Source organism: Pandoraea bronchicola, from assembly GCF_902459805.1.
Taxonomy (GTDB): domain Bacteria; phylum Pseudomonadota; class Gammaproteobacteria; order Burkholderiales; family Burkholderiaceae; genus Pandoraea; species Pandoraea bronchicola.
Window position 1 is genome coordinate 923,311 of sequence record NZ_CABPST010000001.1, and the last position, 15,951, is coordinate 939,261.

The 15,951-nt window shown below is 62.4% G+C and carries 10 protein-coding genes; 7 read left to right on the forward strand and 3 right to left on the reverse strand.

Annotated elements, in window-relative coordinates:
* The 3 genes from PBR20603_RS04115 to PBR20603_RS04125 all read left to right on the forward strand — a co-directional run bounded on the left by PBR20603_RS04115 (position 1) and on the right by PBR20603_RS04125 (position 3,794).
* Complete coding sequence (locus tag PBR20603_RS04115) at positions 1-1,116, forward strand: YbdK family carboxylate-amine ligase (RefSeq protein ID WP_150558219.1); 1,116 nt, start codon at positions 1-3, stop codon at positions 1,114-1,116.
* Positions 1,117-2,536: 1,420 nt separating this feature from the next.
* The gene (locus PBR20603_RS04120) at positions 2,537-3,178 is read left to right on the forward strand and encodes a MarR family winged helix-turn-helix transcriptional regulator (protein WP_174977766.1); all 642 of its coding nucleotides are present in this window, start codon (positions 2,537-2,539) and stop codon (positions 3,176-3,178) included.
* 163 nt (positions 3,179-3,341) lie between these two features.
* Positions 3,342-3,794 carry an SET domain-containing protein gene (locus tag PBR20603_RS04125; RefSeq protein ID WP_150558220.1) on the forward strand — a complete coding sequence of 151 codons (453 nt, stop codon included), beginning with the start codon at positions 3,342-3,344 and terminating at the stop codon, positions 3,792-3,794.
* 164 nt (positions 3,795-3,958) lie between these two features.
* Here PBR20603_RS04125 and PBR20603_RS04130 read toward each other — a convergent pair whose 3' ends face one another.
* Together PBR20603_RS04130 and phhA are read right to left on the reverse strand one after the other, a co-directional pair.
* Positions 3,959-4,264 carry a 4a-hydroxytetrahydrobiopterin dehydratase gene (locus PBR20603_RS04130; protein ID WP_010806643.1) on the reverse strand — a complete coding sequence of 102 codons (306 nt, stop codon included), beginning with the start codon at positions 4,262-4,264 and terminating at the stop codon, positions 3,959-3,961.
* A gap of 290 nt (positions 4,265-4,554) precedes the next feature.
* Positions 4,555-5,400, reverse strand: a complete 846-nt coding sequence (phhA, locus tag PBR20603_RS04135) for a phenylalanine 4-monooxygenase (RefSeq protein ID WP_246174362.1) — start codon at positions 5,398-5,400, stop codon at positions 4,555-4,557.
* A gap of 141 nt (positions 5,401-5,541) precedes the next feature.
* Here phhA and PBR20603_RS04140 point away from each other — a divergent pair, with 141 nt between their 5' ends.
* Positions 5,542-6,033, forward strand: a complete 492-nt coding sequence (locus tag PBR20603_RS04140) for an Lrp/AsnC family transcriptional regulator (RefSeq protein WP_150558221.1) — start codon at positions 5,542-5,544, stop codon at positions 6,031-6,033.
* Positions 6,034-6,170: 137 nt separating this feature from the next.
* Here the strand turns inward: PBR20603_RS04140 and PBR20603_RS04145 are convergent, their stop codons facing one another.
* On the reverse strand, positions 6,171-6,686 hold the full coding sequence (locus PBR20603_RS04145; RefSeq protein ID WP_150558222.1) for an FUSC family protein: 516 nt from the start codon (positions 6,684-6,686) through the stop codon (positions 6,171-6,173).
* 196 nt (positions 6,687-6,882) lie between these two features.
* Here PBR20603_RS04145 and PBR20603_RS04150 point away from each other — a divergent pair, with 196 nt between their 5' ends.
* Genes PBR20603_RS04150 through pbpC form a run of 3 tightly spaced genes read left to right on the forward strand, consistent with a single transcriptional unit; the run spans position 6,883 to position 15,915 of the window.
* Positions 6,883-12,909, forward strand: coding sequence for an alpha-2-macroglobulin family protein (locus PBR20603_RS04150; RefSeq protein WP_150558223.1), 6,027 nt, complete (start codon positions 6,883-6,885; stop codon positions 12,907-12,909).
* 20 nt (positions 12,910-12,929) lie between these two features.
* A complete protein-coding gene (locus tag PBR20603_RS04155; RefSeq protein ID WP_246174363.1) occupies positions 12,930-13,655 on the forward strand; it encodes a lysoplasmalogenase in 726 nt (241 codons plus the stop codon).
* Positions 13,639-15,915: a penicillin-binding protein 1C gene (pbpC, locus tag PBR20603_RS04160; RefSeq protein WP_150558224.1), complete on the forward strand. Its 2,277-nt coding sequence runs from the start codon at positions 13,639-13,641 to the stop codon at positions 15,913-15,915. The genes PBR20603_RS04155 and pbpC overlap by 17 nt, the downstream gene beginning before the upstream one ends.
* Positions 15,916-15,951: the final 36 nt, after the last annotated feature.

A 15,951-nucleotide genomic window follows, 5' to 3' on the forward strand; every position in this document is an offset into this window, starting at 1 on the left:
ATGTCATTAGAAGAATTCATTCCCTCGAAGCCGTGTACTTTTGGCGTGGAGCTGGAGATGCAGCTCGTGAATCGTCACGATTACGATCTGACTAAGGCGGCGGCCGATCTGATGCGGCTCGTTGCCAAGGAGACGCATCCGGGCGAGATCAAGCCCGAAATGACCGAAAGCATGATCGAGTTGTCGACGGATATCTGCCATCGCCACAGCGATGCCGTCACGCAGCTACGCCGGGTTCGCGACGTGCTGGTGGCCGCGAGCGAACAGCTCAATGTCGGTTTGTGCGGCGGCGGCACCCACGCTTTCCAGCGCTGGAGCGAACGCACGATCTACGATTCGCCTCGTTTTCACTTCCTCTCCGAGCTTTACGGCTACCTCGCCAAGCAATTCACGGTCTTTGGTCAGCACGTCCACATTGGCTGTCCGGACCCCGACAGCGCGCTGTATTTGCTTCACGCGATGTCCCGTTACATCCCGCACTTCATTGCACTGTCGGCCTCGTCGCCGTATGTGCAGGGGGTCGACACGGGTTTTCATTCCGCGCGTCTGAACTCGGTGTTCGCGTTCCCGCTCTCGGGACGTGCGCCGTTCGTCCTGAAGTGGGAAGACTTTGAAACGTACTTCGACAAGATGGTGAAAACCGGCGTCGTCGAGAGCATGAAGGACTTCTACTGGGATATTCGTCCTAAGCCGGGTTTTGGGACGATTGAAGTCCGAGTGATGGATACCCCCTTATCGGTCGACCGCGCGGCCGCTATCGCCTGTTACATCCAGTCTCTGGCCCGTTATCTGCTCGAGGAGCGCCCGTTCGTGCTGAGCGAGGACGATTACCTCGTCTACACGTTCAACCGCTTTGAAGCCTGCCGATTCGGTCTGGAGGGGGCTTATGTCGATCCGCAGACGGGGGAACGCACCACGTTGGGGCAGCACGTCGCACATACGCTTGAGGTCATCAAGCCTCACGCAGCGGCGCTGGAGGCTGAAGCCGCCTGTGAGGAGATCCGTCAACTGGTTGCCTCGGGCAAGAACGACGCTGTCTGGCTGCGCGATGTCCATGCCGAGGCGAAGTCGCTTAACGAAATGGTTCGCCAGCAATGCTTGAGATGGGCCGCATGACCTGACGCTGCCGCAAACGGGGCCGGTTCCGGTTCGTTTGCCTTCGGCAGTACCGGTCGTTATGCGATCGGTGTAATGAAACCCCGCCTTGGCGGGGTTTTTTCTTGCCTACAGGGTTTGCAGCACGGGGGTTGTGCGGCATCTGGCGGGAAACGCAACGGGTTCGTGCCGCCAATGGGGCCAAACCTCTCGACAAGGCTTGAATCACGCATCGCGAGCGCTGCGTTTTCCACTGTTCAGGCGGAACGGGTTTTGCGGTTTTCGCGTCGCTCGTAGCCAGGTTTTAAGGTTTTAATAGGTTTACTGTATGTATACATAGTAGTAGTTAACAAAGGCAGCCCACTCCTGTGGATAACCACAGTTAACGTCGAGTAAACAGGAAGTTGCCCGAATGAGAACTGGATGGAAAAACAGCGGGTATCCCAAGAACAACTCTGAACAGTTTTTGCCCCCTGTGGAAAGATTCGCAAGTTATCCCGAACCCATGCACATCTAGTCCGATAACTTATCCAGAAAGTTATCCACAGGCGCCTAAATATTGTGCAAAGCACCCCCGAAAACGGGGTTTTGTGGATAATTTTGACGTTCTTACTCTGGCCGGCCGGTTCGCGGCTACAATCTCGCCACTCTGTTTTTTGACTTGCCGCGCGTGGTGTAAGAAGTGATTGATGCTGGTTTTGCTGGCGGTAACGAGCGAAATCGCCGGTACCGTCAAATTCCTCAATTCGTGTGTCCCGAAGGCCTCACCTGCGGATACGCCGAATCGTTATTTCCCCACTTTTTTGCAGAACTCCGTCTCCGGCGACAGACGACTGACGGTTGTGTTTCAAATAATTTGCGTTCTGTCCGAAACGAGGTACGGCGGGTTCGCGTGCGTGGTGAGCCTGTCGCGTGCAGAGACATCTCGAATTTCGGGAGAACTTTCCGTCGCACACGACCCGAAGCCGAGACACGCGTAGCGCAACGCTATGGTCTGCGAGCCATAGCTGGCGAGGCTTTGCGAGGCGTGACGAAAATGATGCGGGGTGCGACAGGGTGCGGGAGACGGCTGAGTGTTACGTCTATTCAGCGGTTGATGAAATTCGCATGGGATGCGAAATGTTTTTAGACAGAAGACGCTTCGCACCACGAGTGCGCAGGACACCAATATTTTGTAAACATCGTGAGTAGGATTTGGGAGATCAGTACAAGAACTGATACGCCAAAATTAAACTCAGAACACACAATGGAATCGTGGTGGGGCGGCGAGTTCAACAGCGACTTGCCGTCGCGTATCGACACGGAAGTGGCTTAGGGTTTCCCCCGGGCGGGGCGCCGAAATGAAGGGAAAGCAATATTGAGACGTGTGATGCACCGCCCGTGAGTTCATTTGACAAGCTGTTTTACTGACGTATAGTTTTTAGAAATCCTAACGAAAATCATGGCTACTCCGACCCCACTAGATGAAGCGCTATCCAAGCGCGTGACAGCAGGTTTGTTGCGCATGGGAACCGCGTTACGGAGCCACGCCTGGGAGGGCGCGGCAATGGCTGGATTGACGCCGACGCAGGGCGAGATTCTTACGCTCTTGCTCACGCGCGGCGTGCCGATGCGATTAGGCGAGATTGCGGAGGATGCCGCACTCACATCGGCCACGGTCAGCGAGGCCGTGAGCACGTTGGAAAGCAAAGGGCTTGTCGAGAAACGGCGTGATGCCAACGACGGTCGTGCCCTAGCCCTGCGCCTGACGGCGCGCGGCAAGACGGCGGCCAAAAAGGCATCGCAATGGCCGAACTTCCTGACCGCAGCGTCGGACTCGCTCGGCGATAAAGAATGCGCGCAGCTCTACCGCTCGCTCGTCAAGCTGATCTTCACGATGCAGGAGCGGGGCGACATGCCGCCGCAGCGTATGTGCCTGACGTGCAGCCACTTCGAGGTATCGGCGCGCGGTAAAGGTCAATATCACTGCAATCACTTCAATGCGACGTATGACGATTCGCGTCTGCCGCTCGACTGCAACGCGCACGAGGACGCCGACATCGCAACGCAACGCAAGGTCTGGAAGCTGTACAGCAAAACCTGAGCAGCAGACCGGTAATCGTCACGCACAAGCGGCGCGAGCGAGGGGGGAGAACGTCATCCAGTACCGGGTGACGTTTTTTTTTCGTCGTCGCTTGTCACGCACATGACCGCCGCGTGCCTGTACACTGCGCTTTTTTGTATCCACGAAACCTCGTCGCATAGAGATGGCAGCCAAGCGCAGAATCGAAGTCAGGAAGTCCGGCGTCCACGGTAAGGGGGTGTACGCGGTCAAGCGTCTCAAGAAAGGAGATCGCCTGATCGAGTACAAGGGCGAGATCATTTCGTGGCGCGAGGCGTTGCGCCGCCATCCTCATGATCCAGAGCACCCGACACACACCTTCTATTTCAGTCTGGAAGACGGGCGCTGCATCGACGGTAAGGTCGACGGCAACAATGCCCGCTGGATCAATCATGCCTGTTCGCCGAACTGCGAAGCGCGCGAAGAAGGCGAGCATGTCTACATCTACGCCATGCGCGAGATCGAGCCGGGCGAAGAGCTTTTCTACGATTACGGTCTGGTGATCGACGCCCGCTACACGGCAAAACTCAAACGCGAATACGCCTGCCACTGTGGCAGCAAGGCATGCCGCGGCACGATGCTCGCGCCGAAACGCTGAGCGCGTCGGGAATCACTGGCGGCACAGAACGCGGAGCAGGTCGGAGGATGCTTGGCGGCATCGGTGCGGATCGGGCCGTGGTGAGGGTTCTGGCCGCGATACCGTCCGATGCTGAGGGAAATGCCCCGAATTCGGTGACTGGGGGCGGGCAGAGGGCAGGCGGGTCAGCTCGAGGCGCGATCGCCTGCGAACTGATCGATGGCCAGCGCCAGATCGACGTCGCGTTGGGTCAATCCGTCGGCGTCGTGTGTCGAGAGGGTGATGTCCACGCGGTTGTAGACGTTGAACCACTCCGGATGATGGTTCATCTTCTCGGCCTTGAGCGCGACCTGTGCCATGAAGCCAAAGGCCTCGTTGAAGTCGTGAAACGTGAAGCTGCGCTGGATCGCGTCGCGTCCGACCACCTGGTGCCACTCGGGCAGCACTTCGGTCAGGCTGGCGCGTGCCTCGGATGAGAGTCGTGTTGTCATGGCATTCCTTTCAAAGCGTTCAGTGCAAATCGGGCAGATTCGAGTCCACTGGCGCCGGCTCGGCGTCAGAGATGACTGCGTACGGCGTCAGGAAGATTGTCGGCTGAGCCGGGCGCAGCGCCCATGAATCGGCAGGGTTGCCGCCTCATTCGGGCTATTGTTCCACAGGCTGGCGTTGAGTGTGCGTGAGCCATATCTGAAAACGCGAAGCGCCTGAGACGCGTTTCGGGAAGTCAGGTCAGTGGCGGGCGAAAGGCAAGACACGGCCCGGGACGATCCGGGCCATGCCATCATGCCGGCAACAGGATCGGCGTGTCTTCGGGACGACGGGCGTTGGCCTCGAACGTCTGTTGCTCGGCGAATGTCTTGAACAGCGTCGGCAGGTCGGCGAGCATGGCGTCGAACAGTTGGGCGAAGTCGTCGATCACGAAGTACGTCTGTTGGAAGGTGTCGATGCGGTATTGCGTGCGAAGCACCCGTTCAAGCGAAAACCCGATGCGATTCGGCTCGCGCGAGGTTAGCGAGAACTCGGTTTCGCCGCGGCTCGAGACAATGCCGGCGCCGTAGATGCGCAGGCCGTCGCCGTCGCGCATCAGGCCGAATTCGACCGTGTACCAGTACAGTCGCGCGAGCAACGGCAGGGCCCCCAGCGATTGCGCGAGCTTGCCGGCTTTGCCGTAGGCTTGCATGAAGTCGGCGAACACCGGATTGGCGAGTAACGGCACGTGGCCGAAGACGTCATGGAAGCAGTCGGGTTCTTGCAGGTAATCGAGTTGATCGGGACGGCGCATCCACCATGTGGCCGGGAAACGGCGATTGGCGAGATGGTCGAAGAAGACATCGTCCGGCACGAGGCCGGGCACGGCCACGACTTGCCATTGGGTTGCCGCCATCAGTTTTTCGTTCAGGCGTGCGAACTCAGGCACGCGACGCGCGTCCATGTCGAGGGCGTGAATGCCGTCCATGAAGGCATCGCAGACACGGCCCGGCAGCATGGCCGTTTGGCGTTCGTAAAGTTGTTGCCACACCGCATGATCGACCGCGCCGTATTGTTCGACGGGCTGATCGATGGTGAAGTCGGGCCGGACCGTGAGGCCGGCATCGAATTGCTCCTGGAGCATGGCGGTAATGGGCATGATACGAACGACTCAATCAAGCGGTGACAGTGATTAAAAGTGTAGTGCGCATCGCGTGCGAAATGGGCGCATAATGCGCCTGTGGTGAAAGTCGTTTGCATAAATTTCGCATAAAAATATACTTTGTTGCGGAGATTCGTCATGCTTGATCTGGATCAATTCGATTTGGCTCTTCTGAACGAGCTGCAGAGGAACGGTCGGGAAACGCATCACCAGTTGGCGGAGCGCGTGGCGCTCTCGCCGTCGCAGATCGGTCGTCGGCTGCAAAAGCTTGAGTCGGACGGGATCATCGAGGGGTATCGCGTGGTACTGCGCCCCGAGGCGTTGGGGTTGACGGTGACGGCGTTCACGTCACTGCGTCTGAAACATCATGGCGATCACGCCATCGAGAAATTTCAGGAGCAGATAGATCTATTGCCCGAAGTGCTCGAGTGCCACGCGGTGGTCGGCGAGGCCGACTACCTGCTGCGCATCGTCGTGCCGGATCTGAACGCCCTGTCGACATTCGTGATGAAACGGCTCATGCAAGTGCCTGGTGTGGAAAATGTGCGCTCGAACATCGTGCTGAGCGCGTTCAAGCGCAGCAATGCGCTGCCGCTGCACTACGTGGTGCCCAAGCAAACGCAACGTTGAGCGGGCGCGGCGTTGCGCCGCCTCGCTTCGTCACGCCCACCGGATTGGCCCGGCTTGCCGGCATGGCCCCGCATTGCCCGGACGATGCAAATGCACGGCGGGAGAGCAGCGCTTTGGCTTGCCCCGGTCCCTCCGAATCAATCGGCGGGCATCAGCCAGGGTTTCACGTAGCGTCCGTAGATCAACGACTGGATCAGCGCGACGGTGGAGCCGACCAACACCTCAATGACGCGCAGCATGGCGAGGCTCAGTTCCTCATGTAGCCCTTGCCCCTGTCCGCTCAACGCCGCCGACATCAGAATCACCACCGTCGCCGGGCCCAAACGCCAATTCGCCGGATAGTTCTGCACCAGCATCGCGGCCAGTGTGGCGATAGTGATGCCCACGAGCATCGCTGCCAATCCCGGTCCCATGAGCAGCAAGACGATGCAAGCCACGACGGCCCCGGTAATCGTGTTGATCGAGCGCGCCTTGAAATTGCTGCGTGCCTGCAGCGGATCCGGTTCGGTCACGATGATGAGCGAAATCATCGCCCAGTAAGGCTCGGGAAAGCCCGCAGCTCGCAGGCCGAACCAGACAATCAGCGACCCGCTGAGAATCTTGATCAGATAGACCAGCGCGTTCTTTTTCGGATGGAGAAAGGCGATGGACATGAGGCGCGTACGATGCGAACACGGGAAAGATGCCAGTGTGACATAGGCGGCTTCGCGAATCTAACGCGGACGAATCCGGCACGACGACGCTGCCATTCCTAAATATCGTGCCCAGTGCAGATATGAAGGGAAACGATTCGAATTGCCAAAGATCGCGGGTTAGAATCGCCTCACCAGAATTCGGGAGGAGTCCGGCATGCATAGCCGAACGCAACGCGTCTGGCTGGCCGCGCCGATGGCGTGGGCGGCGCTGTGTCTTGGAATGTTCGTCACGTCGCCCGCGCACGCGGCACGTGTGACGAGTGTGAGTCCGCAGGGAGAAGTCGCCAGCGTAGACCAGGTGGTCGTCAAATTCGACGAAGCCATCGTGCCGGCGGGCGATCCGCGTGCTCAGGCGCCGGCCGCCGTGAGGTGCTCCGACACCTCGCTCACTGGCGACGGCCACTGGCTCGAACCGAAGATCTGGGTCTACGATTTCAGGCAACCGCTGCCGCCGGGCGCAAAGTGCTCGGTGGAGATGCGCAGCGGGCTCTCCGCAGTCTCGGGCACGGCGCTGTCGGGCACGACTCGTTACGCGTTCAACACGGGGGGGCCAGCCGTCACATCGATCCGCCCGTCGTACGGTGCCATCGACGAAAACCAGATATTCATCCTCACGCTGAACGGCGCGGCGACCCCCGCCAGCGTGCGTCAGAACGCCTGGTGCGAGACGGAGGGCGTGGGCGAGCGCATTGGCGTGAAGTGGATCGAGGGCGATACGCGCACGGCGCTGATCAAGCGTTTCAATCTCGACAAGCAGGCTGCGCGTGTGGTCATGCTGCAATGCAACCGCACGCTGGCGGCTGGCGCGAAGATGCACTTGGTCTGGGGGGCGGGCATCAGCACGCCGTCGGGAGTACCGACCAAGCAGGCGCGGCGTTTCGAATACGACGTGCGCGAGCCGTTTACTGCCAGCTTCAGTTGCGAGCGTGAGAATGCGAACGCCCCGTGTACGCCGCTGCGCCCGCTGCGTCTGACGTTCAATTCGCCGGTCGCGCGCGACATGGCTGCCAAGATCCGCGTGCAAGGCGCGGGGGCGGAGCGCTCGCCGAAGTTCAGCGATGCGGATCGCGCCTCAAGCGTGAGCGATGTCACGTTCGATGCGCCGTTCCCTGAGAAAGCCGAGCTGATCGTTACGCTCCCGAAGGGGTTCACGGACGACAGTGGCCGAGCGCTCGACAATGCGAGCGAATTCCCCTTGAAGACGAAGACCGCGACGATGCCGCCGCTCGCCAAGTTCGCGGCCGCACCGTTCGGGATCGTGGAGCGCTTTGCCGAGCCCGGCATGCCGCCGATGTTACCGGTCACGCTGCGCAAGGTCGAGCCGGCATTGCAAATCAACGGACTTGGTGTGGCCGGCGAGGCGGCCAAGTCAGGCGGGAGTGGCCGCACCTTGCAGTTGCGGGTGGACGACGATGCCGAGGTCATGAACTGGATGTCGCGTGTGCGTCGCTTCGATGAGACGACGATGACGCGCAAGCAGATTGCGCAGGAGATGCCGTCGATTCTGACCGCACCCGCGGCGAAGGACACGTTTGGGCCGAATGCTGCGGTGATCGTCGAGGACAAGGTCACGCGTTATGACACGCGCAGCCTGTCGTTGTTATCGGGGTTGCAGGGGGTGCAGGCGTTGACCTTGCCTGTGCCCAAGGAAAAGGACCCGCGTCCTTTCGAGGTGGTCGGTATTCCGTTCCAGAAGCCCGGCTTCTATGTCGTGGAACTGGCCTCACCGTCGCTTGGGGCGGCGCTGCTCGGGAAGTCGCTGCCGATGTATGTGCGTACCACGGTGCTTGTCACGAATCTCGGTGTGCATTTCAAGATGGGACGCGAGAACGCCGTGGCATGGGTGACAACGCTCGACAAAGGTCAGCCGGTCGCCAATGCCAAGGTGCGGGTGCTCGATTGCGACGGTACGGAGGTCGCCAGCGCGGTGACGGACAAGACGGGCGTGGCGAAGATCGACAAGTCGCTCGAGCGATACCGGTATTGCGAGAAGACGATGCGCTCGGGTTACTTTGTTGTCGCGCGCACGCAGGGCAACGATCCGGACATGGCGTTCGTATCGTCCGACTGGGATCGCGGCATCGAGCCGTGGCGTTTCCATGTGCCGACCGATGGCGGCAGCAGCCCGACCGTCCGCGCGCAAACGGTCTTCGACCGCATGCTGTTCCGCGTCGGTGAGACGGTGTCGATGAAACACTTCATCCGTCAGGAAACCATGCAGGGGCTGGCATTGCCTGCGAGTCTGCCATCGCAACTGACGATCACGCATCAAGGGTCGGGGCAAACTTACACGCAACCCATCCAGTGGCGTAACGGGCGGTTGGCCGAGAACACCTTCCAGATTCCGCAAGGTGCGAAGCTCGGCGACTATTCGGTAACGCTCGATTACACGGATAACGATTCGCGCCCGAAGACATACCCGTCGTCGCTCGACGCGGGGCACTTCCGCGTGGAGGCTTTCCGGTTGCCGGTATTGGCCGGATCAATTGGCGTGCGTGACGCCGTGAAGGCACCGCTCATCAACAAAACGGAAGCGCCGATTAGCGTGCAGGTGAATTACGTGGCGGGTGGACCTGCGGGTAATTTGCCGGTGCGTGTCTCGGCGTTGTTGCGCGTGCGCGATCTCACGTTCGACGGCTACGACGATTTCAGCTTCACGCCCTATCGTCCGCCGTCGGCGCAGTCGGGCGCCGATGACGATGATCAGGGCAATGACGAGAGTTCGGGGTCGAGCGATCAGAAGCTGGTCGCCGACAAGCAACGGCTTGTGCTGGACCGAAACGGTGCGGGCAGTCTGACGCTTAAGGACTTGCCGAAGGTCGATCGTCCGAGCGATCTGGTGCTTGAAGCGAGCTTTGCGGACCCGAACGGCGAGATTCAGACGCTTCGCGGCAACGCCACGCTTTGGCCCGCGAATCTCATTACCGGTGTGCGCAGCGAGAGTTGGGTATCGGTGACGAACAAGCTGCCAGTGAAGGCACTCGCGCTCGATCTGCAGGGCAAGCCGAAGGCCGGGGTTGCGATGGATGTGCGTGCCGAGGCGCGCATTACCACCAGCAGCCGCAAGCGGATGGTGGGGGGCTTCTACGCCTACGACAACCGAACCGAGGTCAAGGATCTCGGAAACGTATGCAGCGGCAAGACGGACGAGCGTGGTTTGCTGTCGTGCGACGTGTCGCTTTCGCAGCCGGGTGAAATCACGCTCGTTGCGCAGGCCAAGGACGACAAGGGCAATCTCAGCACCTCGACAACGAGCGTATGGGTGACGGGACGCGGTGAGGTCTGGTTTGGCGGTGACAATACCGATCGGATGGACGTGTTGCCGGAGCGACGTGCCTATGAACCGGGCGAGACGGCCAAGCTGCAGGTACGCATGCCGTTTCGCTCAGCCACGGCGCTCGTGGCGATCGAGCGCGAAGGGGTGATGGAGACGCGCACGATGGAGATCTCGGGCAAAGAACCGAATATTTCCCTCAAGGTCGATCCGTCCTGGGGACCGAACGTCTACGTGTCGGTATTGGCGGTGCGCGGTCGCATCCACGAGGTGCCCTGGTATTCATTCTTCCAATGGGGTTGGAAGCAGCCGATGGAGTGGTTCCGGGCTTTCTGGTACGAAGGCCGGGAGTATCAGGCGCCGACGGGGCTGGTGGATCTTGGCAAACCCGCCTATCGCTTCGGGTTGACCGAGTTGCGCGTCGGCACGGCCGGACAGCGTCTGGGGGTGGAGGTGAAGCCTGATGCGGCAACGTATCCGGTGCGAGGCCATGCCAAGGTGCGTATCAAGGTCACGCAGCCCGATGGCAAGCCCGTTGCGGCGGGATCGGAGGTTGCCGTTGCGGCCGTTGACGAGGCACTGCTCGAACTGGCGCCCAACACGAGTTGGAGTCTGCTCGACGCCATGTGGCAGCGCCGCAGTTACAGTGTGACGACTGCCACGGCACAGATGGAGATCATCGGGCGCCGGCATTACGGCCGCAAGGCGGTACCGGCCGGTGGCGGCGGGGGCAAGAGTCCGACGCGCGAGCTGTTCGACACGCTATTGCTCTGGCAGCCGCGTGTTGTGCTCGATGACAAGGGCGAGGCGAGCGTGGATGTTCCGCTCAACGACTCGCTCTCGAGTTTCCGCATCGTGGCGGTTGCCGATGATGGCAGGCCCGGCGCGCAGGCGCTTGGCTGGTTCGGCACGGGGACAGCGGTCATTCGCACCACGCAGGATCTGCAACTGATCTCGGGGTTGCCGCCGCTGGTGCGCGAAGGCGATCACTATCGCGCCCAGTTCACCGTGCGCAATACGACCCAGCACGCCATGCAGGTGCAGTTGACCGCACGGGCGACCCAACTGACGCTGGCACCGCAGCGCGTCGACGTGCCGGCCGGTGAGTCGCGCGAAGTGGCATGGGACGTGATCGCGCCTGCCGGGCTGGCCGATACGCGTGCCCAACGGCTGTTGTGGGAGGTCAGCGCTCAGGCCCCGGCCGCGAGCGGCGCACGGGCGGCGAGCGACTCGATCAAGGTGGGGCAGGACATTCAGCCGTCGCTGCCGGCGAGCGTCCAGCAATCGGTACTCACGCAGGTCGAGGGCAGTCTGACGTTGCCGATGGCACCGCCTGCGGGCGCAGTGGCGGACAGTACCGGGAAGCTGCGCGGCGGGGTGCGCATCAGCATGCAACCGCGTCTGTCGCAGGGATTACCGGGCGTGAAACGCTGGTTCGAGCTGTATCCGTACGCCTGTCTGGAGCAGCAGGCGTCGAAGGCGCTCGGCTTGCGTGACGTCGCGCAGTGGAAGCGGGTAACGGGCATGCTGCCGTCATATCTCGATGAAGACGGTCTGGCGAGCTACTTCCCGCCGCAAGAGGGCTTCGCCAATCAGGGCAGCGATACGCTCACCGCTTATCTGCTGGCCGTAAGCAGCGAAGCGAAAGCGCTCGACCCGGCGTATGTCCTGCCGGACGACGCGCTGGCTCGTATGGAGGATGGCCTGACGGCGTTCGTGGAAGGACGTCTCACGCGCCGCTTCTGGGCACCGCGCGACGATCTGACGTTGCGCAAGCTCACCGCGATCGAAGCGTTGTCACGGTATGGCCGGGCAAGCGCACGCATGCTCGGTTCGCTCACCATCGCACCGAACGATTGGCCAACGTCAGCGGTCATCGACTGGTATGCAATCCTGCAACGATTGCCCGACGCACCGCAGCGTGCAGAGCGTTTGGCGCAGGCCGAGCAGATACTGCGAGCGCGACTGTCGTATCAGGGCACGCGCGTGGGCTTCTCGACGCAGGCAAGCGATGGGCTCTGGTGGCTGATGGTCGGCCCCGAAACCAACGCCGCACGCCTGGCGTTGCTGATGAACGCGAACCCGGCCTGGAAGGACGAGATGCCGCGTCTGGTGATTGGGCTGCTGGGGCTGCAATCGCGCGGCGCCTGGTCGACGACCACGGCCAACGTGTGGGGGGGACTGGCAGTGGATCGCTTCTCCGCACGATTCGAGCGCGACACGCCGACGGGGCAAACCGCCATTCAGTGGCAGCGCGACAACCAGACGAGCGGTACCGTGCAAACCGTCGACTGGGACAAACTCAAGGCCGGCACCGTGCCGCCAGCCGTCTCGCTGCCGTGGTTGAGCCATGCGGCTGCCGGAACGGACAGCGCGCGCGATGTGTTACGTCTCGAGCAGGCGGGGGCGGGCAAGCCGTGGGCGACGATCCAGAGTCTGGCTGCGGTTGCGCTCAAGGCGCCGTTCGCGGCAGGCTATCGCGTGACGCGCAGCGTTCAGGTGCAAGACGCTGCGGATCGCTCGGGGGACAGCTTCGTGCGGGGTGCCATATTGCGTGTACGTCTGGATATCGATGCGCAGGCCGACATGCGCTGGGTCGTGGTGAGCGATCCGCTGCCGGGCGGGGCGACGGTACTGGGCGGCGGGCTGGGACGCGATTCGGTCATTGCCACGCAGGGAGAAAAGAGCGAAGGGGCCATGCCCGCCTTTGAGGAGCGGGCGCAGGACGCTTATCGTGCCTACTACGACTACTTGCCCAAGGGCCAGCATCGGATCGAGTACACGGTGCGTCTGAACAACGTCGGCAAGTTCGCAACGCCGCCAACGCGTGTCGAAGCGATGTACGAGCCTGCGATGTACGGCGAGACCCCGAATGCGCCCGTGCAAGTGGTCCCCGCGAAGCCATGACGAACGGGAGCCGGACGGACATGATGTCTAACTTCTTTGCACCCGCGGCAGCGCTGCCCCGTGAGGCACGCCGCTTCTGGTGGCTGGCTGCCGCCGCGGCAGCGGCCTATGCGCTATCGTTGCGCGGCGCCCCGTATGCCGATCAGGCCGTCGCCAAGGTGTTGTTGTGCGCGTCGCTGCTGTTCGCGGTGTTGTATCACCGCGTGCCGCGCGAGCGGGTGTGGTTGTGCGCCGCCGTGATCTTTTCGGGCGCAGGCGATGTTTTCCTTGCTTTGCCAGCGTTGACGCAGGGCTTCGTGTTGGGACTGGGTGCTTTCCTGCTGGCTCACCTCGCATACTTCGTGTTGTTCTGGCGTTTGCGGCGCGCCTGGGCGCAGGTGCCCGGCTGGCATCGCGTCGCGATCGTGCTGGTGTGGGTGACGGCGGCGCTCGCGTACGCTTTGTACTGGCCTGGCATGGGGGAGCTCAAGGTGCCCGTGGCGTGTTACGTCATTGTGCTGGCGATGATGGCGTCGGCGGCGCTGCTTGCCGACGTGCGCGGAGAATGGGCCGCCGTCGGCGCGCTGCTCTTCACGATCTCGGACGCCCTCATCGGCGCCACACGCTTTGTCGGTACGATTCCGGCGCAGGAATACGCCATCTGGATTCTCTACGCGCTCGCGCAGTTGCTGCTGACTGCCGGCATCATGGCGGTGCGCACGCCGCGTCTGCCACAAGAGGGCGAGGTGCATGTGCGCAGTGCCTGAAGTGCATCGTTGGCGTATTTCGCGCCGCGTCGTGCTCGGCGTTGCGCTGGCGCTTGGGTTGCTCCGGGCATCGGCGCCTGCGCACGCGGTACCGTCGTTTGACGAGGTGCGCCAGGACTGGCGCGCGTCGGACTGGATTCTGCTGGATCGCCGCGGCGAACCGCTGCAACGCCTGCGGGCCGACATGCAGGCGCAACGGGGCGACTGGGTGACGCTCGCCGAGGTATCGCCAGCCTTCCGCCAGGCGTTGATCGTCTCTGAAGACAAGCGCTTCTATGAGCACAGCGGCGTCGACTGGCGGGGAGTGGCCGCCGCCGCATGGGGCAATCTGTGGCACTCGCGCACGCGCGGTGCGTCCACGCTGACGATGCAGTTGGCGGGGCTGCTTGACGACGATCTGCGCCCGAGTGCGCGCAATCGTTCCGTCGCGCAAAAGATCGGGCAGGCCGCCACTGCGGTGTGGCTCGAACAGCGCTGGCGCAAGGATCAGATTCTCGAGGCCTATCTGAACCTCGTGCCGTTTCGCGGCGAGCTCGTCGGCATCTCGGCCGTCTCGCAGACGCTCTTCGGCAAGCTACCCATCGGGCTCGATGCGCGTGAGGCGGCGCTGGCTGTCGCGTTGCTGCGTGCGCCGAATGCGGCCGCCACGCGAGTGGCGCAGCGGGCTTGCGGCATCTTGCGCGACATGGGGCAGGCCACCGGCTGCAACGGTCTGGACGGTTACGCGCAACTCGTGTTTTCGAGACCGGCAAGCGTGATGACGACGCGCGATGCCGTGAGCCTCGCACCGCATTTCGCGCGCCGCGTCTTCAGTGCGAGCCGTCCGCCTGCGGGCACGCGAATCACCAGCACGCTCGATGCGAATCTCCAGCGAATGGCCGTCACCACGTTGCAGCAGACCCTGCGCGAACTAGGCACGCCGGGGCGTTCGCGCAACGTGCAGGACGGGGCAATTGTCGTCATCGATAACGCGAGCGGTGACATTCTCGCTTGGGTGGGATCGTCGGGCGCCTTGTCGTCGGCGGCGCAGGTGGATGGGGTGACGTCGTTGCGCCAGGCCGGCTCGACACTCAAACCGTTTCTCTACGCCCAGGCGATTGCCGAGCAGCGTCTGACGGCCGCGTCGCTCCTCGACGATTCGCCCATCGATCTGCCTACGGGGGGCGGGCTGTACATTCCGCAGAACTACGACCGTCATTTCAAGGGATGGGTCAGCGCACGGACTGCGCTGGGCTCGTCGCTGAACGTGCCCGCTGTGCGCACGCTCGTGATGGTCACCCCGAGGCAGTTTGCTCAGACGCTCGTCGCGTTGGGCCTCCCGCTCACGCAGAGCGGTGATTACTACGGTTTCAGCCTCGCGCTCGGCAGTGCCGACGTTACGCTGCTTTCGCTGACGAACGCGTATCGCGCGCTGGCCAACGGCGGGGCGGCCAGCCGTGTGAATGAGCGTATGCCCGAGGCGGCCCGCCCGCGTATCGCCGACAAAGCCAAAGGAAGTGCGCGAACCGATGCGAGCACGACCGTCTTTTCACCGCAGGTGAGTTTCATCGTCTCTGACATGATCGCCGACCGGCAGGCGCGCACCCGCACATTCGGCCTCGACAGTCCGCTCTCGACGCGATACTGGACCGCCGTGAAAACCGGTACCAGCAAGGACATGCGTGACAACTGGGCTGTCGGCTATTCGCGGCGCTATACGGTCGGTGTCTGGGTCGGCAATGCCGACGGTGCGCCGATGTGGGACGTCTCGGGCGTGTCCGGCGCAGCGCCGATCTGGCACCGCGTGATGGACTACCTGCATCGTCGGACCGCGAGTCTTCCGCCGGCGCCTCCGCCGGGGATCGAGCATGTCGCAGTGCAGTATGCGGAACATGTGGAACCCGCTCGCGAGGAGTGGTTTCTCCCCGGTACGTCGCAAAGTACGATCGCGCTTTCGGCGCTTGCCACCAAAGCGCCCAGCGGGCCGCTCTGGCGAATTGCCGGGCCCGCCGACGGCACCATCGTCGCACTGGACCCGGACATCCCGCCCGCCAACCAGCGACTATGGTTTCAGGTGGCGGCCGCCTGGCCAAGAGGCGCGGCCTGGCGGCTGGACGGCAAGCCTCTTGCCGGTAGTGCGCGCGTGGGCTGGTTGCCGTGGCCCGGGCGTCATACGCTCGAACTCGTCGACGCGGCCGGTGCCGTGCGCGACAGCGTGCGCTTCGAGGTACGCGGTGCGACACTCACCGATGGCAAGCGCATGCGCAATGCGAGTCGCTGAGCGCATGTGCGCTCCACACGAGTTGCCACGAATAAT